The sequence below is a fragment of the Pseudomonas graminis genome (genome assembly GCF_001705435.1).
GTDB lineage: Bacteria > Pseudomonadota > Gammaproteobacteria > Pseudomonadales > Pseudomonadaceae > Aquipseudomonas > Aquipseudomonas graminis_B.
Genome location: NZ_MDEN01000055.1, coordinates 163,856 through 187,606 on the forward strand (window position 1 = coordinate 163,856; position 23,751 = coordinate 187,606).

Below are 23,751 nucleotides of genomic sequence, written 5' to 3' on the forward strand. Positions count from 1 at the left end.
GCCACACCATCAGGACAACGCTTCCAGCTCGGCCTGCATCGACTCCAGCAATTCCAGTGCTTCCATCCACGCTTCTTCCAGCTCGGATTCACGTGACTTGAGCTTGGCCTGATCGGCCAACAGGTCGCGAAGCTTGTCTTTGTTGGCCGCCTCGTAAATGCCGCTGTCGCCCAGGGCCACTTCGATCTTCGCCAGTTTCTCATGCAGCGTGCCGAGCTCTTTTTCAAGCTTGTCGGCCTCGCGCTTGTGCGGCGCGAGTTGCTGGCGCAATGCGGCGGCCTGCTGTCGCTGCGCTTTCTTGTCGGTCTTGTCGACATTCACCGGCGTGTTACTGGTCGGCGCATTGCGCAGGCGATAGTCCACCAGCCACCGCGCGTAGTCGTCCAGATCGCCATCGAACTCCTGAACAAGGCCATCGGCGACGAGGAGGAAATTATCCGTCGTGCTCTTGAGCAAATGCCGATCGTGGGAGACCACCAGTACCGCGCCACTGAACTCCTGAAGCGCCATGGTCAAAGCCAGGCGCATTTCCAGATCCAGGTGGTTGGTCGGTTCGTCGAGCAGCAGCAGGTTGGGTTTGTCCCAGGCAATCAGGGCCAAGGCCAGCCGCGCTTTCTCGCCACCGGAGAAATTCAGCACCGGCTCGTCGAGGCGCGCACCGCGGAAGTCGAAACCGCCGAGGAAATCCCGCAAGGACTGTTCGCGCTCGGTGGGCGCGATACGCTGCAGGTGCAGCAGCGGACTGGCCTTGGCGTCCAGGGAGTCGAGCTGATGCTGGGCAAAGTAGCCGACCACCGTGTTTTCGCCACGCACCATGCGCCCGCTCAACGGCTCGAGTTCGCCCGCAAGGTTTTTGATCAGCGTGGATTTACCGGCACCGTTCGGGCCCAGCAAACCGATGCGTGCGCCCGGCGTCAGTTGCAGCTTCACCTTTTGCAGGATGGCTTTGTCGCCATAGCCCAGTCGCGCGTCAGACAGATCCATCAGCGGGCTGGAGATCTTGGTCGATTCGCGGAAGGTGAAGTCGAACGGAGAATCGACGTGGGCCGCCGACAGCTCTTCCATTCGCTCAAGGGCTTTGATCCGGCTCTGGGCCTGTTTGGCCTTGGTGGCCTGGGCCTTGAAGCGCGTGATGAATTTCTCCATGTGCGCGCGCTGGGCCTGTTGCTTGTCGTAGGCCTGCTGTTGCTGGGCCAGGCGCTCGGCACGGGCGCGTTCGAAAGCGCTGTAACCGCCGCGATAGAGCGTGATCTTTTTCTGCTCGACGTGGGCAACGTGATCGACCACCGCATCCAGAAAATCGCGGTCGTGGGAGATCAGCAGCAGGGTGCCCTGGTAGCTTTTGAGCCAGTCTTCAAGCCAGAGAATGGCATCGAGATCCAAGTGGTTGGTCGGCTCATCGAGCAGCAGCAGGTCCGAAGGACACATCAACGCCTGCGCCAGGTTGAGACGCATCCGCCAGCCACCGGAGAAATCGCTGACCTGGCGCTCCATTTGCTCGTTGGTAAAGCCCAGACCTGCGAGCAGCTTGCGCGCCCGCGCATCGGCCGTGTAGCCATCGGCGCTGTCGAGCTCCGAATGCAGACGTGCTTGCGCGGCGCCGTCCTGAGCGGCCTCGGCAGCCGCGAGGTCATGCTGAACCTGACGCAGTCGCAGATCGCCGTCGAGGACGTAGTCCACCGCCAGACGATCGAGGGTGTCGACCTCCTGACGCATGTGGGCGATGCGCCAATCGGCAGGCAGCAGGCAATCGCCACTGTCGGGGGTCAGTTCACCCCGAAGCAGCGCGAACAGGCTGGATTTACCGGCGCCGTTGGCGCCGATCAGACCGGCTTTCTGGCCGGCGTGCAGGGTCAGCTCGGCGTCTTCTAGCAGACGTTGCGGACCACGCTGTAAGGTAAGGCTTTGAAGTCTGATCATAATGGCGGCGGAGTCTACCAGCTTCGCCCAAAACAGGTAGATGACGATGCTCTCGGACCTATGGAGTTTCACCCTCGATTTCTATGCTCGCCCAGGCGTCGAGCAGGCGTGCCTGAAGCTGCAAGCCGATGGCGCCAATGTCTGCGCGCTGCTGTGCGGCGTCTGGATGGACCGGCGTGGTGTGCAGTTCCACCCGGAGCGGGCAGGACAAATCGGACAATTGGCCGACCCGTGGCACGAGAAGGTGGTGGGGCCATTGAGGGATGTTCGGACCCGCTGGAAGGCCGACGCGAAAGAAGACGAAGAGCTGACGGCGTTACGCGACAGACTTAAAACCCTTGAGCTTGACGCCGAGCGTGAGCTACTGGTGCGGCTGCAACGGCTGACCAAAGACTGGCCTGAGCGAGATGCTCAACCTACGGGTGTGTGGCTGGAAGCGCTGGCGGGAGGTGCTGCTCAAGCCAGTCCCGACGCGTTGCAGATTCTGCTTCGCGCCGGGACCGATATCGCTTAGGACGCGCTGTTCGAGGTCGAATCAGCGGCTGGAGCGCCTGGTGCAGGGGACACTGCTGGAGCAGCAGGCGCTGCGGCCGCTGGTTTGGCCGTTGCAGAGACAGCAGGCTTGGCGGACGGTTTTGCAGCAGTCTTCGCAGCGACTGGCTTGGCGCCCGCAGGCTTGGATGATGCTGTGCCGGCCGGTTTGGCAGCTGCTTTGCTGGCGGCAGGCTTGGCGGCGGCACTGGCGGCTGGTTTCGCAGCAGACGCTTTAGCCGGAGCAGGTTTGGCAGCGGCTTTCACGGCAGCCGGCTTGGCAGCGGTGGTCTTGGCGGCCACAGCGGTTTTAGCGGCTGGCTTGCTCGCAGCGCTGGCAGCTGGTTTGGCAGCTGGTGCCTTGGTCGCAGCAGGCTTGGCGGCGACAGTTTTCGCAGTCACCTTGGCAACGGTTTTTTCGGCGACGGCTTTGACGGCGGTTTTAGCAGCAGGCTTTGCCGGGGCGGCTTTGGGTGCAGGTTTTGCTGGTTTTGGAGGCATTTTCGCAGGCGGTTTTGGCGCGACAGGCTTGGCATCAGGTCGAGCCGGGTCTTTTGCAGCGCGATCGTTCAGCGCTTTGCCAACGGCTTCCTTCACGCGGCCAATGCCTTGGGCCAGCTTCAAGCTTTCCTGAGCATCACGCTTGAGGTTGAGGATGTAGCTGCGGGTTTCAGTCTGACGATCTTTCAAAGCGTCGAGCAACGACTCGAGCTCGGCTACGCTGTCTTTGGCCTTGCCTTGGGCCTTGGCTTTACCGGCGGCGGCAGCGTCCTGCAGTTTGGTGCGCGACTTGTGCAGTTTTTCCTGCGCCTTGCCACGTTGCTTCTCGAGTTTGGCGAGCAGTTTTTCAGCGTCAGCCAATGCTTGAGAGCAGGCGGTTTCGAGATGTTCGAGCAGGCTGCCCGACAGCTGTTGAAGCAAATGCAACGGAGTGTTTACTGGCTTCTTGGTGGCCGACATGACTTACCTCCTGGCTGATTTGAGTGCGGCCATACTAGACCTCCGCCCGCACCGCCGCTAGGGCATCTTGACACTACAATCCCCGCTCTGTTGCAGGACGCCCAAAAACCCGGCAATACCCGTCACGCTCGGGCCTCAGCGCTGGCATAATCGCTCACTTCCCAGGCCGGAGAGCATTCATGTCGCGCTACCTGTTTATGTCGTTGTTCCTCTTGGTACCCCTTGCTCACGCGACCGATGCTCCGGCGTCCGACAACACCCACGATCTTTCCTACAGCCTCGGCGCCAGCCTGGGTGAGCGCCTGCGCCAGGAAGCACCCGATCTGCAGTTGCCCGCGCTGCTTGAAGGCCTGCAGTCGGCGTATCAGGGCAAGCCGTTGGCGATCAAGCAGGAACGCATGGAGCAGATTCTCAGCGACCACGATGCCGCCCTCGCACAGGCTGAAAACTCCGGCCAGACCGAACCGCAGACTGAAGCGGCATTGAAGGACGAGCGCAAGTTCATGGACGCCGAGAAGGCCAAGCCGGGGGTTCGCCAGCTCGCGGACGGCATCCTGATGACCGAGCTGACGCCGGGCAATGGCCCCAAACCCGACATCAATGGCCGGGTGCAAGTGAAGTACGTGGGCCGTCTGCCTGACGGCACGATCTTCGATCAGAGCCAGCAGCCACAATGGTTTCGTCTGGACAGCGTCATCGCCGGCTGGACCACCGCCCTCGCCGACATGCCAGTGGGTGCCAAATGGCGCCTGGTCATCCCTTCGGCCCAAGCGTATGGCGCAGAAGGCGCTGGCGATCTGATCGATCCTTACACGCCGCTGGTGTTCGAAATAGAGCTGCTGGGGGTGTCGCAGTAACACCGGCAGTGGCCGAGCTCGCCGCGAAAGACCATAAAAAAAGGGCGCCCATGGCACCCTTTTTTACATCAGCGGCCCTCTCAGACCTCTTCCCCAACCTGTTCCTTGTGCGCGTTGTGCAGCACTTCGATCAGGCAGTCTTCCAGTTCAAAGCGCTCGTGCAGCAAGCTGCCCAACTCCTTGAGTTTCTCGGCGACGCATTTGCCTTCGTCACAGAGATCGTTGAACGCCAGCAGCTTCTCGGTGATGACGTCGAGCCGAGGATAAATCGTGTCAGCCAGGTCGAGGCCTCGCTGATTATTGAACGCCTTGGCTTCGTTGGTCAGCTGCTCGTAGATTTCGAAATGACCGGCCGACACGTAATCGACCAGGGTGCCGCAAAACTCTTGCAGGGGCGCGCGTTTTTCCGAAAACGCTCCCGGCTCTGCACTCAAGGCGTAATAAGCCGTGATCAGCTCGTTGCGCTCCAGCAACCAGCGGTCAATCAGCTTGTGAACCCCACCCCAGCGTTCCTGAGCGTTCTGACAACTTTCCAGCATGATGTTCTCTCTTCCCTTCAGGGGCATGCTGCTTCAGGCGCTTTTGGGGTACGTTCCGGGATTGTCGGAACCGGCCCGCAAAAGTGTCGACAGCAACATTGATCCGATGATGCGTGCGGCCCAGATTATGCCCGCATGACTAGCCCAGCAAGGTACGCAGGACACAAAGTTCATACAAGTGTTTAATCAGGAGTTCCCAGATCCATTGATCTGAATCGGCGGAACTCGATAAAAAGGTAGTACATCGCGAACAGGCACAAGCCAGAGAATGCCAGCAGGCTCCATTCAGGCAAGCTGATGCCGAACAGCGACCAGTTGATCTCGGAGCACCCTGCACTTCCCGCCAGCACCATCGCCATGACCTTCAGGTAGGGCTGTGTTTCCGTCAGGTAGTGAAGGTTTTCAATGCATGCGGCCATGTTCTCGGGTGGCGAAGCCTGCAACCAGACCTGACGTGCCGCGACGCTCGCCCCCAAAGCGGAAGACAGTAAAAGAAAGCCGGCGTAGACACGCCAGCCAGATTTGCCCGGCGCGTGCAGCGCGGCGAGCAGGCACACACCCGCCGATATCGCCATGAGCACACGCTGAAGCAGACACATCGGGCACGGCGCCGCATCAACGACAGGGCCGAGATAAACCGTCGCTCCTACAATCGATGCGCAGGCCAGAAACGCCAGAGAGAACAGGGAGCGCGTACGAGCCAGCTGCATGGAAAATCCGTAACAAAAGACGAAGGCGGCTACGGTAGAGGAAAGCGCGAGTCGCTTTCAAGGCACCCAACGGAGGATATTTCTTTGTTGATGTAGGTAAATCCCGACGCCGTGTTTAAGACGTTATACCGGTAGCCCGGAGATCCTCCCAACAAGCCACACCAAGCACAGAAACGTCCTACACAAATCTGCGAATCAGACGCAGAAGAGGCCCGCTAGCGGGCCTCTTCACGTTAACGTCTGACTTCAGTCTAAACGCGTGTCAGTGCTGGCAAAGGACGTGCGAGCAAACGCTCGTCCAGCAGACCCAGGCCTTCCTGAAACAGCTGATTGCTGCGATCGGTCTCACCCAGTTGCGCAAGCAGACGGGCCAGTTCGGCACAGGCTTCAGGGTTTCGCTGCAACCTCAGACTCGACTCGAGATAGTCGCGGGCTTTACCCCACAAACTGCTTTGAAGGCACAGACGGCCCAGGGTCAACAGCAAGCCTGGATCATCAGTATGGCTTTTCAGCCAGCCTTCAGCGGTCTGCAGTTGCTTGCCAGGATCGGCGCCACGCACCAGTCCATACAACCGAGCGAGGTGGGTGTTGTAGTCGCGTTTCATGGCCGTGCGCAAGACTTCCTCAGCCTGCACATCGGCGCCCAGACGACGCAGTTGTTCGGCGTACGCCAATACCAGCGCGGGCTCTTGGCGCTGAGCCGAAGTCAGTTGCTGCCAGGCGTTTTCCAGCGACGGCAGACCCGTGGCGACGTTATCACCGTCGGATTCACGATGGGCCGCCAGCGAGAGATTTTCACCCCAGGCGCGTCGCTCCAGTTCAGCCAGTTCTTGCGCCGGAAGCACCTTGTCTTTTCGCAGCTCCGGCATCAGCCGAATCAACTCTGCCCACTCACCGCGTTCGCGGTACAGACGCTGCAACTGGCGCAATACCTGCGGGTTATGCGGATGGCGTTCTTGCATGGCCTGCAGGGTCACCAACGCTCCGTCGAGATCACCGCGGTCCACCTGCAGTTGCGCGTGGCTCAAGGCAATGGCGAGCTCGGCAGGCGGCTGACGCTCAAGCGCGCGCTCAAGCAAATTGTCGCTTTCCTCGTAACGACCCTGCTCGTTCGCTGCCCGAGCGGCGCCGAGGTAATACAGCAGTGGCTGACGCTCCGCCTCGGCGGCACGATGCAAGTTGCGTTGCGCGCTGGCCCAGCGCCCTTCGGCGAGGTCCATCTGGCCTTGCTCGATCGCGTTCTGAACGCGACGGCTGCGGTTGCGACGCGACCAGGGATTGACCACCCCGCCGGAGGTCGTCAGCAACGTAATGACGACTCGCACCAGCCACAAAATGAACAGGACGGCGACGAGCAACGCCAGCGCTGCCCAGATGCTCGACTCGTAGCGGAAAGTGTCGTAGGAAATAAGCACGTAGCCCGCATGGCGGGAGATCGCGACGCCTATCAGCGCCGCCGCCACAACCAACACGAAGAGGATGACGTAAGCGCGCTTCATGGCTGCTTCCCAGGCTGCGCCTCATCAGTGCGTTTCTCCAGCGCACCGCCAACAGGCGTATGGCGCTGCTCGAGGTAGGCCTGAACCGCAGCCAGACTTTGTGTCAGATCAGGGGTGGCGACTGAAACCGGCTGTTTGCCCAACTCATCCAGACGCTGGCCGAGGGCTTTGCTCTGCTGGTTGTCGCGATTGAAATTGTCGTCCAGGACGCTGCGCGCCTCGGCCATGGCTTTTTCGTAGACCGGGCCCTGACCGTTGAGCGCCGCCCATTGCGCCTGCTCGATCGCCAGGCTCAACGCCAGACGGACTTGGGTCAGGCTCTGACCTGCCAGCAACGGCCGGATATTTTTGTCCGCATGAAAATCGATGCGCACGAACTGGGAGATCTTGTCCCACCACTTGGCCCAGTAGCTGTCCTCGCTGCCATCGGTCAGACCGAACAGCGAGTCGCCCTTGTCCTTGTATTCCGGCGCCAGCTCATTTAGCTGCGCGACTTGCTCACGCACTGCCGCTAGTTGCAGGAACAAACCCGTGCGATCCGGCTGATCGACACTGCGCAGCGCAGTGAGGCTTTTGGCCAATTGCTCGCGGGCGGCGAATGCGCCGGGATCATCCTGCTCGCGCAGGATCTCGTCAGCGCCCTGCACCAGCGCTGCAGCACTGTTGACGTCTTGCAGCGCAGAGAGCCTCAGGCTCGCCAGGCGCAGCAAATGCTCCGCCTCGGCGAGACGCCAGTCCTTGCGGCTGGCACCGAGTACAGTTTCTACACGCTGGCTCAGGCGCTGCTGATCACCCTGCAACTGCGTGACGAGGCGACGGCGAGCTTCCAGCTCTTCAGCCGGTGGCAGTTGTGCCAGGCGTACGGCGATTTGCTGTTCGCTCTGCTTGAGGGCTTGAGTCTGAGAGCCGATGTCCTGCAACTGCCCCAACTGCTCCTGGTGACCGGCCTGCATGGCGCGCAGTTGCCAAACGCTCCAGCCGCCAACGGCAACACCCGCTGCGCCCAGCAACAGCGCCAGTATGGCGAGCCCGTTGCTGCTTCGGCGATTCGACGGTTCTTTGTACGCTGGATCCGGCAGCGGCTCAGGTTTGGCCAGTACCGGTTCAACGTCATCTTTTGGCAAGACTGTTTCGCTCACGTGTCCATCCTTTGCATTTTGGGCGTCGCGTAATCCGACTGATCGACCATTACGCCTGTGAGGCAGGCGCGGTGTATCCGCGCAATGCTGCCAGCAAGGCCGGGGCGCTGGCGCCACGGCAGTCCACTACGTCAAGAGCCCCGGCAGCACGCGCCATTTCAGCGACCCGGGGGCTCGGTACAAACAAAGGCATCTGCGCAAGCGTAGGCCAGGCATCGCCCGCCAGCTCACGCAGATGCTCGAAACCCTGTCCACTGCTGACCACCAGCCCATTCAAGCGTTCCGCTCTAACCGTGTCGGGCAGCACGAAAGCCGGGTATTGCGGCAGGTGGCGACGATACAGCGGCAGGTAATCAACCATCACACCACGCTCCCGCAACCGCTCGGCCAACAGCTCGCGCCCTTCTTCGCCGCGCATGATCAGCACTTTGGGGTCGTAGCCCGAGACAGCTTGTTGAAACTGCGGCAGGTCGAGTAGCGCTTCGCTGTCGTCGCCGTGCTCGGGGAAGAACACGTGCAGACCATAGTCATCGAGGATTTGCGCGGTTGCAGCGCCGACGGTGAACCACTTCTGCATCGGCGGCTGCGGCCAGACTTCGTCAAGCATCGCCAGCCCAAGGCGCGCGGCCGGCTTGCTGACGACGATAACGGCGCAATACGCAGCCAGGTCGTAGATGATTGAACGGTTGGCTTCTGAAACTGGCAGAGGCTCGATCTCGAGCAACGGCAGGCTGGCGCCGTACACGCCGACCTCAGCCAGCGTCTGCGCGAGGGCCTGCGACTCTTCAGCAGGACGCGTGAGCAGCAAACGCCAGGCCTTCACTCGTCGTCTGCCTCGCCATACACAGCTTTGAGAATCTTCGCCGCGCCTTGGTCCAGCAGCGCTTCGGCGACTTGTACGCCCAGCGTCTGGGCATCGACTTGTGGCGCGCGCGCTTCGGCGTGGAGCAGCACTGTGCCGGAGGGATCGCCTACCAGACCGCGCAACCACAGTTGCTCGCCTTCCAGCACGGCATAACAGGCGATCGGCACCTGGCAACCACCGTTGAGGTGCTTGTTGAGCGCGCGCTCGGCGGTGACCCGCACGGCGGTATCATCATGGTGCAACGGGGCAAGCAAGGCATGCACTTCGATATCGACGCTGCGGCATTCAATGCCCACCGCGCCCTGCCCGCCAGCTGGCAAGCTGTGGTCGATGCTGATTGGGGCCGTAATGCGCTCTTCGAAACCCAGGCGGATCAGGCCAGCAGCGGCAAGGATGATCGCGTCGTACTCACCTGCATCCAGCTTGGCGAGGCGTGTATTGACGTTGCCGCGCAGAAACCGGATTTGCAAGTCAGGCCGACGCGCCAGCAACTGAGCCTGCCGACGCAGGCTCGACGTCCCGACAACGGCGCCGGCGGGCAACTCATCGAGACTGGCATAGGTATTGGAAACGAAGGCGTCGCGCGGGTCTTCGCGTTCGCAGATACAGAACAGCCCGAGCCCTTGGGGGAAGTCCATCGGGACGTCTTTCATCGAGTGAACGGCGATGTCGGCTCTGTGCTCCATCAGGGCTGTTTCCAGTTCCTTGACGAACAGACCCTTGCCGCCGATCTTCGACAGCGGCGAATCCAGTAGCTTGTCGCCGCGGCTGACCATCGGCACCAGTGTCACGATCAGGCCGGGATGCGCCTGCTCCAGACGCGCCTTGACGTACTCGGCTTGCCAGAGGGCCAGAGCGCTTTTGCGGGTGGCGATGCGGATTTCGCGAGAAGACATGAACCGGTCCGTACTGAGTGAATGCGGCGAATAATAACAGCTCGGCCAGATCGGGCCGACTGACTGTATTCAATCTGCGCGCATCATGATCTCAATCAACCTGCGGACGCCATGCGACGGCGTGTCGCCCGCATCCCGGCATGCTCCTCGCGGCACACGCTTACAACTGTTGCATCATCTTGCGCACACCGGCAACGTGCCGGCGGCTGACGATCAACGCATCGCCATTGAGCCCTTTCAGGAACAACTGGAAATGGCCCAGCGGCGTGCGCTGCAGGCGTTCGATGCGTTCCCGGGCAACCAGCGCGTTGCGGTGGATGCGTACGAAACGGTCGCCGAATTCATCTTCCAGGGCTTTAAGCGGTTCATCCAGCAGCACTTCGCCGCCCTCGTGGCGCAGGGTCACGTACTTGTGATCAGCGATGAAATAGATCACCTCGGACAACGGGATCAGCTCAATGCCCTTTCGGGTACGTGCACTGATGTGGCTCCGCGGACCAGTGCCGCTTTCCGCAGCAGGCCGCGTCATCGCTGCCAGTTGCACACGGTTTGGCCGCTCGGCTTTGCGCAGCGCCTCCAGCAAGTGCTCGGGGCGAACCGGTTTGACCAGATACCCCACGGCGCTAACCTGGAAGGCCTCCAGCGCAAATTCATCGTGGGCCGTGCAGAACACGACGGCAGGCGGGGTGTCGCGCTCGCACAATTTTGCCGCCACCTGAAGTCCATCCAGGCCAGGCATGCGGATATCCAGCAACACCACGTCGGGTTTCAAATTTTCAATCAGCTGCAATGCTTCTTCGCCATTTGTGGCGCTGGGTTCCAGAACCTTGTAACCCTCGAGCTCACTTACCATACGGCTCAGGCGGTCTCGGGCTAGGGGTTCGTCATCAACGATCAGGACATTCATATAGCTCTGGCTTCCTGCGTGAGTCTCGCACAAGGATAGCGTAGACAGGTGAAGTGACGACCGTCTCGGCGCTCCACGCTCAGACTGGCGAGGGGGCCGAAAAGTGCCGTGAGTCGAGCGCCGATGTTTGCCAGGGCCTGCTGAGTGCCGCCTGGATTTTGTCGTAAGACGACCTCATCGTAAGGATTACTGACGCGCAATATAAATACTCCCCGTTCGTAGTCCGCCTCAACTCTGACCACGCCGCCTTCAACACGGGGCGCGATGCCGTAAATCAACGCGTTTTCCAATAATGGCTGCAAGGTTAGCTGGGGAATTGGCAAGTCGTCGGGAATTGCACTAACGGCCCAGTCCAACTGTAGACGCTCGCCAAGTCGATATTGCTCAATCGATAAATAGCGTTTCGCCAATTCAAGCTCTTCGCGCCATGTCGTGAGGCTGCCGGGCTTGCCCAGACTGGCCCGAAACAGGTCGGACAGATCAAGCACCGCTTGCTCCGCTTTGACCGGATCGCTGGTGACCAGGCTGGCAATGCTGTTGAGCGTATTAAACAGAAAGTGCGGACGGATACGCGCCTGCAAGGACTCGATCCTGGCCTGAAGCTCGGCCTGCTGCTGTTTGCGCCACTGACTCTGCAGGTAAAAGTACCGCAGCATCAGCGCGGACATGATCAAGGCGATCAAGGCGTAGCGCAGGTACCGTTCGACGACGCCATCGAACGAGGTGGGCGGATTCACCTGGTAGTAGTCAGTCACGGCGGTGCACATCAGCGTCACGGCCACCACCAGCAGACAACCGATGCAGCCGGCCACACCGGCACGCAGGCGCGCCAGCCAGGGCCGCAAGCCACACAGCAGCGCGGCGGACAACAGCACGATCCACTGCACGAAAAGAGAAATCAGCGCCAGCCGTACCCAGTCGAAATCCGGCTGCATGGGTTCGATGAGCACAAGCACGAAGACCAGCAACTCCGCCAGCACGACCAGCATCAGCAACGCCTGGGGCAGACACAGTTCCGGGAGGAAAAACTCTTTGCCGGGCGCACTGCTCTGCCCCGGTTGTTTGCGCTCGTTCTGCATGGCCGCCAGTCTCTTCGCTCATACCGTTGCGGGCAAGCCGCCGGGGATAAATAAACGGCAATGCTGTTATCATCGCCCGCGTCTTTAGAATCGGCCGGCGCCGGTTTTTCATCAGTTTCAGCCACCAGTACAGCAGCGAGCGAATCATGAGCACCGACAAGACCAACCAGTCCTGGGGCGGCCGCTTCAGTGAACCCGTCGACGCCTTCGTCGCACGCTTCACCGCCTCCGTCACCTTCGATCAGCGCCTTTATCGCCACGACATCATGGGCTCGGTTGCCCACGCCACGATGCTGGCCAAGGTCGGTGTGCTCACCGACGCCGAGCGCGACACCATCATCGACGGGCTGAAGAGCATTCAGGGCGAGATCGAAGCCGGCACATTCGACTGGCGCGTGGACCTCGAAGACGTGCACATGAATATCGAAGCGCGCCTGACCGACCGCATCGGTGTCACCGGTAAAAAACTGCACACCGGGCGCAGCCGCAACGATCAGGTGGCCACTGACATCCGCCTGTGGTTGCGCGATGAAATCGACCTGATTCTGGCTGAGATCACCCGCTTGCAAGAAGGCCTGCTGGGGCTGGCCGAGCGCGAAGCCGAGACCATCATGCCGGGCTTCACTCACCTGCAGACCGCGCAACCGGTGACCTTCGGTCACCACATGCTGGCGTGGTTCGAAATGCTCAGCCGTGATTTCGAGCGTCTGGTGGATTGCCGCAAACGCACCAACCGCATGCCCCTGGGCAGCGCCGCGCTGGCCGGCACCACGTACCCGATCGACCGCGAGCTGACCTGCCAGCTGCTGGGTTTCGAAGCCGTCAGCGGCAACTCGCTGGACAGCGTCTCCGATCGCGACTTCGCCATCGAATTCTGCTCCGCCGCGAGTATCGCGATGATGCACCTGTCGCGCTTCTCCGAAGAGCTGGTGCTGTGGACCAGCGCGCAATTCCAGTTCATCGACCTGCCTGATCGCTTCTGCACCGGCAGCTCGATCATGCCGCAAAAGAAAAACCCGGATGTGCCCGAGCTGGTCCGTGGCAAAAGCGGCCGCGTATTCGGCGCTCTGATGGGCCTGCTGACCTTGATGAAGGGCCAGCCGCTGGCCTACAACAAGGACAATCAGGAAGACAAGGAGCCGCTGTTCGACGCTGCCGACACCTTGCGCGACTCGCTGCGTGCCTTCGCCGACATGATCCCGGCGATCAAGCCGAAGCACGCCATGATGCGCGAGGCCGCGCTGCGTGGCTTCTCCACGGCAACCGACTTGGCCGACTATCTGGTCCGCCGTGGCCTGCCGTTCCGTGATTGCCACGAGATCGTGGGTCACGCGGTAAAGCATGGCGTTGAGACCGGCAAGGATCTGGCCGAGATGACCCTGGACGAGCTGCGTCAGTTCAGCGACCAGATCGAACAGGATGTCTTCGCAGTGCTGACGCTCGAAGGTTCGGTCAATGCCCGCAACCACATCGGCGGCACGGCGCCGGAGCAGGTCAAGGCCGCGGTTGCGCGCGGCCGGCATTTGCTCGCCACCCGCTAAACCCATAAACGGCGTCGCCCGGTGCCGGCGATGCCATTCAATTGGCAGGACATCGAGAACGACATGAGCGACAACATTGAAATCGACGACGAAGAGTTCGCTGAAGCGACGCTGATTGAAGCCATCGAAAATCAGATCGAGAGCGACAACCCCCCAGCGGCCAAAGCCACCTACAACAAGCTGACTCTGGTGGGCATCGAGCGCGAAGAAATTCTGCAGATGATGGCCCACATTCTGGCGCTGGAGATCGACGGGATCCTGGCCGAAGATCGTCCGTTCAATACCGTCTGGTACGAAGCGGCCCTGCGCGCACTGCCCGACATGCCGCCGGGCGTGCGACTGGCGGAAGACGAGTAAAACCCGCCCAACATGCCGGTCGCTCAACCGACCTGACGACCGGCCAGATACTTTCTGCAAAATCCCCAGACCTGACTACACTCCAAAGGCCTCGCTGCCGCATGGCGATGGGGCCGTCACGCCTGCGATTCCGATCGCGGTGTATCCACTGGAAAAAGTCTGGAGCACCTATGTCGTTTACCCCTGAATTGGTTGCCGAGCTGGAAATCCTGTCGCTGTTCAATCTGAGCAACACTAAAGAGGGACTGAAGGTCCACCACCATTCCGCGGCTCCCACAGCCATCGCTGCCGCCCAACGACTCTTCGACAAAGGCCTCACCACGCAACACGACGGAGGCTATTTGACCAGCCTGGGTCTTGATGCCGCCGACCACGCTCAATCGCTGCTGCTCATTCTTGCCACCAGCCAGGAAGCTGCCTGACGTCGTCCTCGCGAAACCTTTGCCTGGACGCATCAAATAAAGGTTTCGCGAATCCTCCATTTCAACGATGCTGCGCCGATAAAATAATGGCGCCATAAAAAAGACGTTCCATCGAGCCGCGAAGGCCCGACGCCCGTTGTCTTGATTATCGCTACACCTTCACTCCATGCAGTGCCGCCCGCCGGCTTCGAGTCGCGATGACGCGTAGTTCCGAAATTCGCCCGGATCTGGATGAGGGCATTGATCGCAAGGTCCTCGCTCAGTTACGCAGCCGCTTCCTGGCCCTGAGCGAGAGTCGACTGGCGCGCGCCTACGAAGGCCTGTCGACGCGCCAGCAAAGCGTGCTTTCGCTGCTGCCGCTGTTTTTCCACGTCAATCATCCTCTGTTGCCAGGCTATGTGTCGGGCTCGACCCCCGCCGGCGTTTCCCATTACGAGCCTGACGCCCAGGCCCTCGCTGAAGCGCAACGCCTGACGCGGTCGTTCTCCTACAAACCACGCCGGGTGAATCCACCGCAGCCGATTCACGGCATCTTCCTGATGGGTAGCCTTGGCACCCTCGCCCAGGCCGACCAGAGCGACATGGACGTGTGGATCTGCCACGACCCGCTGCTGTCGGCAGACGACATGCAGGAACTGCGCAAGAAGTGCCAGTCCCTGGAAAGCTGGGCGGCGAGCATGGGTGCCGAGGCGCATTTCTTTCTCGTCGATCCGGAGCGTTTTGTCGTCGGCGAGCGCGACGCACAGCTGAGTGGCGAAGACTGCGGCACGACGCAGCATTACTTGCTGCTCGACGAGTTTTATCGCACTGCCATCTGGCTGGCCGGGCGCACCCCGATGTGGTGGCTGGTGCCGGTCTATGAGGAAACGCGCTACGCCGAATACACCCACACCCTGCTGTCGAAACGCTTTATTCGCGCCGACGAGGTGCTGGATCTCGGCAACATGTCGCACATCCCGCCGGGCGAATTCATCGGCGCAGGGCTGTGGCAGTTGTTCAAAGGCATCGAATCACCCTACAAATCGGTGCTCAAGCTGCTGCTCACCGAGGTTTACGCCAGCGAACACCCGCAGGTGCAGTGCCTGAGCATGCGCTTCAAAAAAGCCGTGTTTGCCAACTGCGCCGACCTCGACGAGCTGGACCCCTACGTGATGGTGTACCGGCGCATCGAGGAATACCTGCTCGCGAGGGGCGAACCCGAGCGGCTGGAGCTGGTACGCCGCAGTTTGTACCTGAAGGTGAACAAGAAACTCACCGGGTCCACTCGCCACCGCAGCAGCAGTTGGCAGCGCCTGCTGCTGGAGCGGCTGGTCAGTGAGTGGCATTGGGACGAGAGCCAGTTGGCGCTGCTCGACAGCCGCAGTCAGTGGAAAGTGCGTCAGGTCGCCAGCGAGCGCCGCGCACTGGTCGGCGAGCTCAACTTCAGTTACCGCTTCCTGACCCAGTTCGCGCGCGCGCAAAAGGCGGCCAATTCGATCAACAAGCGCGACTTGAATGTGCTCGGGCGACGCCTGTACGCAGCCTTTGAACGCAAAGCCGGCAAAGTGGAATTTCTCAATCCGGGCATTGCGCCGGATCTGGCGGAAGACACCTTGACGCTGGCGCAGCTGCCGAACAAGCGCGAGCCCGGCAGGCACCAGTGGTGTCTCTATAACGGCAGTCTGAGTGCCCACGAGCTGGAGACGTTTGCGCCGATCAAGCGCAGTCGCGAGTTGCTGGAATTGCTCACGTGGTGCCACCGCAACAACGTCATCGACAGCAGCACACGCCTGGCGCTACACCCCGGGATCAGTGATCTGACCGAGTTCGAGCTGTTCAATCTGCAAGGCGCGCTACAGCAGAGCATCGCGCCGCCGCCGGGCATGGTCGAGGAAGAGGTGCTGCTGAGCCCAAGCGTGCCCCGTGAGATTTTGCTGTTGATCAACGTGGGCGTCGATCCGCTCAGGCACCACAAGGACCTGAACATCCTGATGACCACCGAGCGAACGGACTCGCTGAGCTATGCCGGTGTGCGCGAAAATCTGGTGCTGACGTTTGACCAGATCACGCTCAACAGCTGGAACGAGGTGCTGGTCAACCGCTTCGACGGCCCCTATGCGCTGCTGGACTGCCTGACAGAATTGTTCAACGGCCTGCCGGAAAAGTCCGCCAGGCCTGTCATTCGCGTGCGCTGCTTTTGCCACAACCGCGCGCAGGCCATCGCCCAGCGCGTGGAGGAGCTCATCGGCACCGCGCAACTGCTGCTGGACCGGCGCCTGAATCACCGCTATCTCATCCAGGTCGAGCAGCGGTATCACGTCCTGGAAATGATCCCCGGCCGAGTCAGTCATGTCACGCTGGAACACCTGCCGGCGCTGTTCAGTTATCTGGGGGAAGAGCTTTCCGCCTACAGTCCGATTCATCTGGACCCCCAGGCACTGGACGACTCGGACCTGTCGCTGTTCATCCCGTACGGCCAGCCTGAGTGCATTCAGGTGTTCTACCGGATCAACGAGCCGAACGCCGACCTGTACGTGCTTGATGAGCGCAATGCATTCTGGCATCAGCAGGTGCCTTATCACACTGAGTCCAGCCTGCTGGTGCCGCTGCAGCGCTTTTTTCAATCGCTGGTGTACCGGCGCGTGGCGTTGCTGCCACTGGATAACCCTCTGGAGTCAACGCCGCTGGAGGCTTTGTATTACCGCCTGACCCCCGATGGATCAGGCCGAGCCCGCCGCGTTGAGCATCGCCCGACGCCAACGATGCTCAGCGACCCATCGTTTTTTGATGTGCAGGCGATCATCGAGGAGGCGTCCCCCGGTCAGGTCAGCGTCACGCTGTATTGCGACGGGACGGAGTTCTCCGAGCTGGAGCATGGAGACCAGCTGTTCAGCGTCGTGGCGCGGCGGATTCTCGAGCAGCGCCGCGAGCCGCAACGTTACCGCTGCTACATCACCGACCTGGACCTGTCCGGGATACTGAGAGACACGCGCGGGCAGACCATCCTGTTCCTGCGCTACAAGGCCGAACTGGAACGGTCACTGAATGCCGCGCTGGATGAGTTGTGATGACTGCTGGCTCGCTACAGAGGACTCAGCGTGCGACGCAATGGGTACTCCGCCGCTGATCTGCCTGCCGCACGATCTCGCGCCGGCGCTCGTCGGTCGCCGCCCGCCACTCGCGAATGTCTTCGACGTGGCGCTGACACCCCGTGCAGACTTTGTCTTCGTCGAGCCGGCAGATGCTGATGCACGGAGACGGCACAGCCGGGCTGACGTTGCTGAACAGCGGTTTTGGCGGTTTGACCGGCGTTGGGTTAATGGTCACTGGCGGTTGCCATCGTTGCCGTCGAGGGCGTCGAAGTCGATCTCTTCGCCGGCCTGCTGCTTCGCCAGTCGATAGAGCATCTCGCTCAACAGCTCTTCGCTCTTGTCGCAGATCCAATGCTTCGCTTCTTCGTCGTAGTCAAAGTGAAAACCACCCGACGCCGCCGCCAGCCACAGCTGACGCAACGGCTCCTGACGGCTGAAAATGAACTGCGAGCCGTTTTCGAACTTAACGGTCAGCACACCGGCGGAACTCTCAAGGTCCAGATCCAGACCGCTCTCGTCGAAAATGTCCTGGAGCTTTTCTTGGGTGGCATCGACCAGGTCGTGAAAACGGGCTTCGGTCAAACTCATTGCATTAACCTCAAAAGTGTCAGCGGATGGCGCAGCGACGCACGATACGGTCGCTCCCCGGCAAATGCAAAGCCTACCCGCCCAAGTGCCATTGTGGGAGCCGCTTTGGCCGGCAAGGCACCGAACGGGTCGCTTTACCGCAGGCTGCGTCAGAAATCCGTGCGCGCTGCACAGATTAATTGCGCAGCGGCGTCAAACCCCCGCCGGACGGGAACTCCAGCGCATAGGCAATCTGTCGGGTGGTCGGTATACTCGGGCGCAATTAATGCTTATACAAAGGATTTCGCCATGAAGCGCCTGATTTCCTCCCTGGCCGCACTGCTTGCAGTTGCGTGTCTGGTCTCTGCCTGCGGCCAGAAAGGTCCACTGTATCTGCCCGACGACGACTCGTCCGACGGCACCAGCCAGACCAAGTCGCACTCGCACAAGCATCAGACTTCGACCTACTAGGAATCAGTCATGGACGCCTTCAACTACCGCGACGGTGAGCTGTTCGCGGAGGGAGTGGCGTTGTCTGCCATCGCCGAACGCTTCGGCACGCCGACATACGTCTATTCCCGCGCGCACATCGAGGCGCAGTACCGCGCCTACGCTGATGCCCTGAGCGGCATGCCGCATCTGGTCTGCTTTGCGGTCAAAGCGAACTCCAACCTGGGCGTTCTCAACGTCCTGGCACGCTTGGGCGCCGGTTTCGACATCGTTTCCCGTGGAGAACTGGAACGTGTACTGGCGGCAGGCGGTCAGGCCGACAAGATTGTCTTCTCCGGCGTCGGCAAGACCCGTGATGACATGCGCCGAGCGCTGGAAGTCGGCGTGCACTGCTTCAACGTCGAATCCACCGACGAGCTCGAACGCCTGCAAGTCGTCGCCGCCGAAATGGGCGTGCGCGCTCCGGTTTCGTTGCGCGTCAATCCGGACGTCGACGCCGGCACCCACCCCTACATCTCCACCGGCCTCAAGGAAAACAAGTTCGGCATCGCCATCGCGGACGCTGAAGACGTTTACATCCGCGCCGCGCAGCTGCCGAATCTCGACGTTATCGGCGTCGACTGCCACATTGGCTCACAGCTGACCACCCTCTCGCCTTTCGTTGATGCCCTGGATCGCTTGCTCGATCTGGTCGACCGGCTGGGCGATTGCGGCATTCTGCTGAAGCATATCGACCTGGGCGGCGGCCTGGGTGTGCGTTATCGCGACGAAGAGCCGCCCCTTGCGAGCGATTACATCAAGGCCGTGCGTGAACGCCTCGATGGCCGCGATCTGGCGCTGATGTTCGAGCCCGGGCGCTTCATCGTCGCCAATGCCGGCGTGCTGGTGACCCGCGTCGAGTACCTCAAGCACACCGAGCACAAAGACTTCGCCATCGTCGACGCCGCCATGAACGACCTGATCCGTCCGGCGCTGTACCAGGCGTGGATGGACGTGACGGCGGTCAAGCCCCGTGACAGCGCCAAACGCACCTACGACATCGTCGGCCCTATCTGTGAAACCGGGGATTTCCTTGCCAAGGAGCGCGAACTCGCACTGGCTGAAGGCGATCTGCTGGCGGTGCACTCTGCCGGCGCCTATGGCTTCGTGATGAGCTCCAACTACAACACCCGCGGGCGTACGGCCGAGGTGCTTGTGGATGGCGAGCAAGCCTTCGAAGTGCGTCGTCGTGAAACCGTGACTGAGCTGTTTGCCGGCGAAAGCCTGCTGCCGGAGTAATCCCATGCTGCTGCGTTTTACCAAGATGCATGGCCTGGGCAATGATTTCATGGTGCTGGACCTTGTAAGCCAACACGCCCACATTTTGCCCAAGCACGCCAAGCAATGGGGCGATCGCCACACCGGTATCGGTTTCGATCAGCTGCTGCTGGTCGAGGCGCCGAATAACCCGGACGTGGACTTCCGCTACCGGATTTTCAATTCCGACGGCTCCGAAGTGGAGCAATGCGGCAACGGTGCGCGCTGCTTCGCCCGGTTCGTGCTGGACAAGCGGCTGACGGCCAAAAAGCAGATCCGCGTCGAAACCAAGAGCGGCATCATCGAGCTGGACATCCGCAACGACGGCCAGATCAGCGTGGATATGGGCGCGCCGCGTCTGGTGCCGGCGGATATCCCGTTCGATGCGCCGGAGCAGGCCGCCTCCTATTCGCTTGATGTCGATGGCGAGACCGTCGAGCTGGCCGCCGTGTCCATGGGCAACCCCCACGCTGTGCTACGCGTCTATGACATCAACAACGCGCCCGTGCATGTGCTGGGTCCGAAGATCGAGAACCATCCGCGCTTTCCGGCCCGGGTGAACGTGGGCTTTCTCCACGTCGTCGACCGTCAGCGCGCGCAACTGCGGGTGTGGGAGCGAGGCGCCGGGGAAACCCAGGCCTGCGGCACCGGGGCCTGCGCGGCAGCGGTCGCAGCCATTACTCAGGGCTGGATGGATTCGCCGATGCTGATCGACCTGCCGGGCGGACGCCTGTCCATCGAGTGGTCAGGCCCCGGCCATCCGGTGATGATGACTGGCCCGGCTGTCCGGGTTTACGAAGGCCAAGTACGTCTATGAGTGAGAGTATCCAATGACCGACCAGCCTCAGACTTCAAACGACACGCCCGGCCAGCCCCCTGCCGAGAACGCGGTGCCCGCCCTTGAAGCCGAGGCGGTCGCGGCCTGGCTGCAACAACACCCTGATTTCTTCGCCGAGCACGACGAGCTGCTGGCGATGATGCGCGTTCCGCATCAACGGGGCGATACCGTCTCGCTGGTCGAACGCCAGCTCAAACTGCTGCGCGAGCGCAACATCGAGATGCGTCACCGGCTTTCACAACTGATGGACGTGGCCCGGGACAACGACCGGCTGTTTGAAAAAACCCGCCGGCTGATTCTCGATCTGATGGACGCCACCAGTCTGGAAGAGATCGTCATTTGCGTGGAAGACAGCCTGCGCCAAGAGTTTCAGGTGCCCTTCGTCAGCCTGATCCTGTTCAGCGACAACCCGATGACCGTCGGCCGCTGGGTCAGCGCCGCCGACGCGCAGAAAGCCATCGGTGGGCTGATGTCCGGCGGCAAGACCCTGAGTGGCGCGCTGCGTGAGCATGAACTCGAGTTTCTGTTCGGCAGCGAGCAAAGCAAGGAAGTGGGCTCAACCGCCCTGGCCGCCCTCAACCACCAGGGCCTGCACGGCGTTCTGGCCATCGGCAGCCGTGATCCGCAGCATTACAAAAGCTCGGTCGGCACGCTGTTTCTCGGTTACATCGCCGACGTGCTCAGCCGCCTGCTGCCACGCTTCACCAATTCGCTGCGGTCGGTTCGCTAGTCATGGAGCGGCAACTGGACGCTTACTGCACGCACCTGCGCAGTGAGCGCCAAGTGTCGAGCCATACGCTTGAAGCCTATCGCCGCGACCTGAACAAGGTCCTGGCGTTCTGCGAAAAGCAGCACATCGACAGCTGGAAAGCCCTGGATATTCAGGCCATGCGCGGCCTTGTCGCTCGCCTTCACCAGCAGGGTCAGTCCTCGCGCAGCCTGGCCAGATTGCTGTCAGCCGTTCGCGGCTTTTATCACTTTCTCAACCGCGAAGGCCTTTGCGATCACGATCCGGCCAATGGCCTGTCACCGCCCAAGGGCGAGCGGCGCTTGCCGAAAACCCTCGACGCCGACCGCGCCCTGCAACTGCTTGAAGGCGGGGTCGAAGACGATTTTCTGGCCCGGCGCGATCAGGCCATCCTTGAGCTGTTCTATTCGTCAGGCCTGCGCCTGTCCGAGTTGACCGGGCTGAACTGTGCAGACCTGGATCTGGCGGACGGTCTTGTGCAGGTCCTCGGCAAAGGCAGCAAAACCCGGGTTTTGCCAGTCGGCAGAAAAGCCCGGGAAGCGCTGGAGGAGTGGCTCAAGCAGCGGGCGCTCGCCAATCCGCAGGACGATGCGGTGTTCGTCAGCCAGCAAGGCCGCCGTCTGGGGCCGCGTTCGATCCAACTGCGGGTCAAGGCGGCTGGCGAGCGCGAGCTGGGCCAGAACCTGCACCCGCACATGCTTCGCCATTCATTCGCCAGTCACTTGCTGGAGTCGTCCCAGGACCTGCGCGCCGTGCAGGAACTGCTGGGCCACGCCGACATCGCCACCACTCAGATCTACACCCATCTGGATTTCCAGCATCTGGCCACGGTGTACGACAGCGCCCATCCACGGGCCAAGCGCAAAGGTAACGCCGACAATGAGCATTAAGCTGATCACCTTCGATCTGGACGACACGCTGTGGGAAACCGCACCGGCGATTGTCAGTGCCGAAGCCAAGCTGCGTGACTGGCTGGCTGCCAACGCGCCAAAACTCGGGCCGGTTCCGGTCGAGCATCTGTGGGAAATCCGCTCGCGACTCATCGAAGAGGATCCGACGTTCAAACACCGGATCAGTGCGTTACGCCGTACGGTGCTGTTTCACGCCCTTGAAGATGCCGGGTATGGCCATGCCGAAGCCCACGAGCTGGCGGACCAGAGCTTTGAAGTGTTCCTTCAGGGGAGGCATCAGTTGGACATCTTCCCTGAAGTGGTGCCGACGCTGGAGATCCTGACCAAGTCTTACACGCTGGGTGTGGTGACCAACGGCAATGCCGACGTCCGCCGCCTCGGCCTGGCTGATTATTTCGCCTTCGCGCTGTGCGCCGAAGATCTGGGCATCGGCAAACCCGACCCTGCGCCTTTCGTTGAAGCGCTGAAACGCGGCAATGCCGAAGCCCGCCAGGCCGTGCACGTCGGCGATCATCCGGGCGACGACATCGCCGGTGCTCAGCAGGCCGGCATGCGGGCGATCTGGTACAACCCCGGGGGCAAAGTCTGGGAAGCTGAAAAATCGCCGGATGGCGAGATCAGTAGCCTGACCCAGTTGCCAGAGATGCTGGCGCGCTGGGGTTGATTCGCGATTCCAGCGCGTCAAACCGGCCTTTGTGGCCTCAGCGGCCTGAATCGCAGGCAATAAAAAACCCGCAGCGACAGCGGGTTTTTCATCAAGCGCACAGCCAGTCCCTTAAATAGGACGGCTGCCGTACTTGTTGTCGGGCTTCTTGGGCGGATCGGCGACCACGTTGGCCTCCACTTCCACGACCTTGCCACCACGAGCCAGGAACTCCTCCATCGCGCGAGCCAGAGCATCACGCTCTTTGTTCTTGGCTTCCACGCTGGGCAGTTCGTCAACGGAGACGGCGGCCTTGGCCTTGCCTTTGGCCGGAGTCGCAGAGACTTCAGCGCTGTCGTCGACCTCCACTACATCTTCATCGGAAGCCGCTGCAAGCCCCTCACCGTCCTCCCCTTCTTCCAGCTCGTCTTCCAGACCTTCTTCGATGTCGTCGTCGCTCATGTTCTACCTCATGACTTGCGAAAGCAGATTAGTTATAGCCCAGCCGGGCTTGATTTCTTGGACAGCCGGAAAAAATTCAACTACCGCGTATTTTCAGCGGTCGTGCCCCTCACCCTGAAGCGTGACGAGGACTTTACGCGCACCGCCTGCATCACGGTGCTCGCCCAGATAAATACCTTGCCATGTGCCCAGCGCCAGCCGTCCATTTGTAACCGGTAAGGTCAGCTGGCAGCCAAGCAGACTGGCTTTGAAGTGCGCAGGCAGATCGTCGGGCCCTTCGTCGTCATGCTCGTAGCCGTCGCGCCCCTGAGGCACCAGACGGCTGAAAAAACGCTCGAAATCGCGACGTACCGCCGGATCGGCGTTCTCGTTGACGGTCAACGAGGCCGAGGTGTGTTGCAACCAGACATGCAGCAGGCCGATGCGGCATTCGCGTAATTCGCGAAGCCCCGCGACGATCTCGTCCGTCACCAGATGGAAACCACGAGGCCTTGCCCGCAGCGTGATCAAGGTCTGTTGCCACATACCGTTCTCCGCCCTTCG

26 protein-coding genes are annotated in these 23,751 nt (G+C 61.3%); 12 read left to right on the forward strand and 14 right to left on the reverse strand.

Annotation, left to right across the window (positions count from 1 at the left end; translation table 11 throughout):
- Nucleotides 1–9: 9 nt before the first annotated feature.
- The gene (locus tag BBI10_RS06075; protein ID WP_065987519.1) at nt 10–1,920 is read right to left on the reverse strand and encodes an ATP-binding cassette domain-containing protein; all 1,911 of its coding nucleotides are present in this window, start codon (nt 1,918–1,920) and stop codon (nt 10–12) included.
- Between the two features lie 46 nt (nt 1,921–1,966).
- On the opposite strand from BBI10_RS06075, the gene BBI10_RS06080 reads away from it, so the two are divergent.
- Nucleotides 1,967–2,434, forward strand: coding sequence for a TIGR02444 family protein (locus BBI10_RS06080; RefSeq protein WP_065987483.1), 468 nt, complete (start codon nt 1,967–1,969; stop codon nt 2,432–2,434).
- Here BBI10_RS06080 and BBI10_RS06085 read toward each other — a convergent pair.
- A complete protein-coding gene (locus tag BBI10_RS06085; protein ID WP_065987484.1) occupies nt 2,431–3,411 on the reverse strand; it encodes an AlgP family protein in 981 nt (326 codons plus the stop codon). The genes BBI10_RS06080 and BBI10_RS06085 overlap by 4 nt on opposite strands.
- Nucleotides 3,412–3,590: 179 nt before the next feature.
- Between BBI10_RS06085 and BBI10_RS06090 the strand changes: the two genes are divergently transcribed.
- Nucleotides 3,591–4,268: an FKBP-type peptidyl-prolyl cis-trans isomerase gene (locus BBI10_RS06090; protein WP_065987485.1), complete on the forward strand. Its 678-nt coding sequence runs from the start codon at nt 3,591–3,593 to the stop codon at nt 4,266–4,268.
- An 80-nt stretch (nt 4,269–4,348) separates the two neighbouring features.
- On the opposite strand, the gene BBI10_RS06095 is transcribed toward BBI10_RS06090, so the two are convergent.
- The 8 genes from BBI10_RS06095 to BBI10_RS06130 all read right to left on the reverse strand — a co-directional run bounded on the left by BBI10_RS06095 (nt 4,349) and on the right by BBI10_RS06130 (nt 11,902).
- Nucleotides 4,349–4,807 (reverse strand): Rsd/AlgQ family anti-sigma factor, encoded by a 459-nt coding sequence (locus tag BBI10_RS06095; RefSeq protein ID WP_065987486.1) that lies wholly within the window; start codon nt 4,805–4,807, stop codon nt 4,349–4,351.
- 182 nt (nt 4,808–4,989) lie between these two features.
- Complete coding sequence (locus BBI10_RS06100; RefSeq protein ID WP_065987487.1) at nt 4,990–5,517, reverse strand: disulfide bond formation protein B; 528 nt, start codon at nt 5,515–5,517, stop codon at nt 4,990–4,992.
- Nucleotides 5,518–5,768: 251 nt separating this feature from the next.
- Nucleotides 5,769–7,016: a heme biosynthesis protein HemY gene (locus BBI10_RS06105; protein ID WP_065987488.1), complete on the reverse strand. Its 1,248-nt coding sequence runs from the start codon at nt 7,014–7,016 to the stop codon at nt 5,769–5,771.
- Entirely contained in the window at nt 7,013–8,155 is a 1,143-nt protein-coding gene (locus BBI10_RS06110) for a uroporphyrinogen-III C-methyltransferase (RefSeq protein WP_065987489.1), read from the reverse strand. The genes BBI10_RS06105 and BBI10_RS06110 overlap by 4 nt, the downstream gene beginning before the upstream one ends.
- Nucleotides 8,156–8,204: 49 nt before the next feature.
- Nucleotides 8,205–8,978 carry a uroporphyrinogen-III synthase gene (locus BBI10_RS06115; RefSeq protein ID WP_065987490.1) on the reverse strand — a complete coding sequence of 258 codons (774 nt, stop codon included), beginning with the start codon at nt 8,976–8,978 and terminating at the stop codon, nt 8,205–8,207.
- The gene (hemC, locus tag BBI10_RS06120) at nt 8,975–9,916 is read right to left on the reverse strand and encodes a hydroxymethylbilane synthase (RefSeq protein WP_065987491.1); all 942 of its coding nucleotides are present in this window, start codon (nt 9,914–9,916) and stop codon (nt 8,975–8,977) included. The genes BBI10_RS06115 and hemC overlap by 4 nt, the downstream gene beginning before the upstream one ends.
- Nucleotides 9,917–10,076: 160 nt before the next feature.
- A complete protein-coding gene (locus BBI10_RS06125) occupies nt 10,077–10,823 on the reverse strand; it encodes a LytR/AlgR family response regulator transcription factor (protein WP_065987492.1) in 747 nt (248 codons plus the stop codon).
- Entirely contained in the window at nt 10,820–11,902 is a 1,083-nt protein-coding gene (locus BBI10_RS06130) for a sensor histidine kinase (protein ID WP_065987493.1), read from the reverse strand. The genes BBI10_RS06125 and BBI10_RS06130 overlap by 4 nt, the downstream gene beginning before the upstream one ends.
- A 146-nt stretch (nt 11,903–12,048) precedes the next feature.
- On the opposite strand from BBI10_RS06130, the gene argH reads away from it, so the two are divergent.
- From argH to BBI10_RS06150, 4 genes are all read left to right on the forward strand, one after another.
- Nucleotides 12,049–13,443 (forward strand): argininosuccinate lyase, encoded by a 1,395-nt coding sequence (argH, locus tag BBI10_RS06135; protein ID WP_065987494.1) that lies wholly within the window; start codon nt 12,049–12,051, stop codon nt 13,441–13,443.
- Between the two features lie 63 nt (nt 13,444–13,506).
- The gene (locus tag BBI10_RS06140) at nt 13,507–13,800 is read left to right on the forward strand and encodes a hypothetical protein (protein WP_065987520.1); all 294 of its coding nucleotides are present in this window, start codon (nt 13,507–13,509) and stop codon (nt 13,798–13,800) included.
- 170 nt (nt 13,801–13,970) lie between these two features.
- Entirely contained in the window at nt 13,971–14,222 is a 252-nt protein-coding gene (locus BBI10_RS06145) for a TIGR02647 family protein (RefSeq protein ID WP_065987495.1), read from the forward strand.
- A 197-nt stretch (nt 14,223–14,419) separates the two neighbouring features.
- Complete coding sequence (locus tag BBI10_RS06150) at nt 14,420–17,269, forward strand: class I adenylate cyclase (protein ID WP_065987496.1); 2,850 nt, start codon at nt 14,420–14,422, stop codon at nt 17,267–17,269.
- Nucleotides 17,270–17,294: 25 nt separating this feature from the next.
- On the opposite strand, the gene BBI10_RS06155 is transcribed toward BBI10_RS06150, so the two are convergent.
- Together BBI10_RS06155 and cyaY are read right to left on the reverse strand one after the other, a co-directional pair.
- Nucleotides 17,295–17,522, reverse strand: coding sequence for a DUF1289 domain-containing protein (locus tag BBI10_RS06155; RefSeq protein ID WP_065987521.1), 228 nt, complete (start codon nt 17,520–17,522; stop codon nt 17,295–17,297).
- A gap of 2 nt (nt 17,523–17,524) precedes the next feature.
- Entirely contained in the window at nt 17,525–17,881 is a 357-nt protein-coding gene (gene cyaY / locus BBI10_RS06160; protein WP_065987497.1) for an iron donor protein CyaY, read from the reverse strand.
- Nucleotides 17,882–18,169: 288 nt separating this feature from the next.
- On the opposite strand from cyaY, the gene lptM reads away from it, so the two are divergent.
- Genes lptM through BBI10_RS06185 form a run of 6 tightly spaced genes read left to right on the forward strand, consistent with a single transcriptional unit; the run spans nt 18,170 to nt 22,767 of the window.
- The gene (gene lptM / locus BBI10_RS26495) at nt 18,170–18,331 is read left to right on the forward strand and encodes an LPS translocon maturation chaperone LptM (RefSeq protein ID WP_083233039.1); all 162 of its coding nucleotides are present in this window, start codon (nt 18,170–18,172) and stop codon (nt 18,329–18,331) included.
- A 9-nt stretch (nt 18,332–18,340) separates the two neighbouring features.
- Nucleotides 18,341–19,588 (forward strand): diaminopimelate decarboxylase, encoded by a 1,248-nt coding sequence (gene lysA, locus BBI10_RS06165; RefSeq protein ID WP_065987498.1) that lies wholly within the window; start codon nt 18,341–18,343, stop codon nt 19,586–19,588.
- Nucleotides 19,589–19,592: 4 nt separating this feature from the next.
- Nucleotides 19,593–20,423, forward strand: a complete 831-nt coding sequence (gene dapF, locus BBI10_RS06170) for a diaminopimelate epimerase (protein WP_065987499.1) — start codon at nt 19,593–19,595, stop codon at nt 20,421–20,423.
- Between the two features lie 13 nt (nt 20,424–20,436).
- Nucleotides 20,437–21,174, forward strand: a complete 738-nt coding sequence (locus tag BBI10_RS06175) for a DUF484 family protein (protein WP_065987500.1) — start codon at nt 20,437–20,439, stop codon at nt 21,172–21,174.
- Between the two features lie 2 nt (nt 21,175–21,176).
- Nucleotides 21,177–22,082 (forward strand): tyrosine recombinase XerC, encoded by a 906-nt coding sequence (xerC, locus tag BBI10_RS06180; protein ID WP_065987501.1) that lies wholly within the window; start codon nt 21,177–21,179, stop codon nt 22,080–22,082.
- Entirely contained in the window at nt 22,072–22,767 is a 696-nt protein-coding gene (locus BBI10_RS06185) for an HAD family hydrolase (RefSeq protein WP_065987502.1), read from the forward strand. The genes xerC and BBI10_RS06185 overlap by 11 nt, the downstream gene beginning before the upstream one ends.
- A 111-nt stretch (nt 22,768–22,878) precedes the next feature.
- Here BBI10_RS06185 and BBI10_RS06190 read toward each other — a convergent pair whose 3' ends face one another.
- Nucleotides 22,879–23,208, reverse strand: a complete 330-nt coding sequence (locus BBI10_RS06190) for a hypothetical protein (protein WP_065987503.1) — start codon at nt 23,206–23,208, stop codon at nt 22,879–22,881.
- A gap of 93 nt (nt 23,209–23,301) precedes the next feature.
- Nucleotides 23,302–23,733, reverse strand: a complete 432-nt coding sequence (locus BBI10_RS06195; RefSeq protein ID WP_065987504.1) for a secondary thiamine-phosphate synthase enzyme YjbQ — start codon at nt 23,731–23,733, stop codon at nt 23,302–23,304.
- Nucleotides 23,734–23,751 lie beyond the last annotated feature (18 nt).

What these genes read in the sequence shown, in the direction of transcription:
- BBI10_RS06195 (WP_065987504.1), bottom strand. Translation starts at nt 23,733, where the DNA reads ATGTGGCAACAGACCTTGATCACGCTGCGGGCAAGGCCTCGTGGTTTC.
- lptM (WP_083233039.1), top strand. Translation starts at nt 18,170, where the DNA reads ATGAAGCGCCTGATTTCCTCCCTGGCCGCACTGCTTGCAGTTGCGTGT.
- BBI10_RS06075 (WP_065987519.1), bottom strand. Translation starts at nt 1,920, where the DNA reads ATGATCAGACTTCAAAGCCTTACCTTACAGCGTGGTCCGCAACGTCTG.
- xerC (WP_065987501.1), top strand. Translation starts at nt 21,177, where the DNA reads ATGGAGCGGCAACTGGACGCTTACTGCACGCACCTGCGCAGTGAGCGC.
- BBI10_RS06095 (WP_065987486.1), bottom strand. Translation starts at nt 4,807, where the DNA reads ATGCTGGAAAGTTGTCAGAACGCTCAGGAACGCTGGGGTGGGGTTCAC.
- BBI10_RS06190 (WP_065987503.1), bottom strand. Translation starts at nt 23,208, where the DNA reads ATGAGCGACGACGACATCGAAGAAGGTCTGGAAGACGAGCTGGAAGAA.
- BBI10_RS06175 (WP_065987500.1), top strand. Translation starts at nt 20,437, where the DNA reads ATGACCGACCAGCCTCAGACTTCAAACGACACGCCCGGCCAGCCCCCT.
- BBI10_RS06080 (WP_065987483.1), top strand. Translation starts at nt 1,967, where the DNA reads ATGCTCTCGGACCTATGGAGTTTCACCCTCGATTTCTATGCTCGCCCA.
- BBI10_RS06140 (WP_065987520.1), top strand. Translation starts at nt 13,507, where the DNA reads ATGAGCGACAACATTGAAATCGACGACGAAGAGTTCGCTGAAGCGACG.
- BBI10_RS06105 (WP_065987488.1), bottom strand. Translation starts at nt 7,016, where the DNA reads ATGAAGCGCGCTTACGTCATCCTCTTCGTGTTGGTTGTGGCGGCGGCG.
- hemC (WP_065987491.1), bottom strand. Translation starts at nt 9,916, where the DNA reads ATGTCTTCTCGCGAAATCCGCATCGCCACCCGCAAAAGCGCTCTGGCC.
- BBI10_RS06090 (WP_065987485.1), top strand. Translation starts at nt 3,591, where the DNA reads ATGTCGCGCTACCTGTTTATGTCGTTGTTCCTCTTGGTACCCCTTGCT.
- BBI10_RS06150 (WP_065987496.1), top strand. Translation starts at nt 14,420, where the DNA reads ATGACGCGTAGTTCCGAAATTCGCCCGGATCTGGATGAGGGCATTGAT.
- BBI10_RS06185 (WP_065987502.1), top strand. Translation starts at nt 22,072, where the DNA reads ATGAGCATTAAGCTGATCACCTTCGATCTGGACGACACGCTGTGGGAA.
- BBI10_RS06100 (WP_065987487.1), bottom strand. Translation starts at nt 5,517, where the DNA reads ATGCAGCTGGCTCGTACGCGCTCCCTGTTCTCTCTGGCGTTTCTGGCC.
- argH (WP_065987494.1), top strand. Translation starts at nt 12,049, where the DNA reads ATGAGCACCGACAAGACCAACCAGTCCTGGGGCGGCCGCTTCAGTGAA.
- lysA (WP_065987498.1), top strand. Translation starts at nt 18,341, where the DNA reads ATGGACGCCTTCAACTACCGCGACGGTGAGCTGTTCGCGGAGGGAGTG.
- BBI10_RS06085 (WP_065987484.1), bottom strand. Translation starts at nt 3,411, where the DNA reads ATGTCGGCCACCAAGAAGCCAGTAAACACTCCGTTGCATTTGCTTCAA.
- BBI10_RS06130 (WP_065987493.1), bottom strand. Translation starts at nt 11,902, where the DNA reads ATGCAGAACGAGCGCAAACAACCGGGGCAGAGCAGTGCGCCCGGCAAA.
- dapF (WP_065987499.1), top strand. Translation starts at nt 19,593, where the DNA reads ATGCTGCTGCGTTTTACCAAGATGCATGGCCTGGGCAATGATTTCATG.
- cyaY (WP_065987497.1), bottom strand. Translation starts at nt 17,881, where the DNA reads ATGAGTTTGACCGAAGCCCGTTTTCACGACCTGGTCGATGCCACCCAA.
- BBI10_RS06145 (WP_065987495.1), top strand. Translation starts at nt 13,971, where the DNA reads ATGTCGTTTACCCCTGAATTGGTTGCCGAGCTGGAAATCCTGTCGCTG.
- BBI10_RS06125 (WP_065987492.1), bottom strand. Translation starts at nt 10,823, where the DNA reads ATGAATGTCCTGATCGTTGATGACGAACCCCTAGCCCGAGACCGCCTG.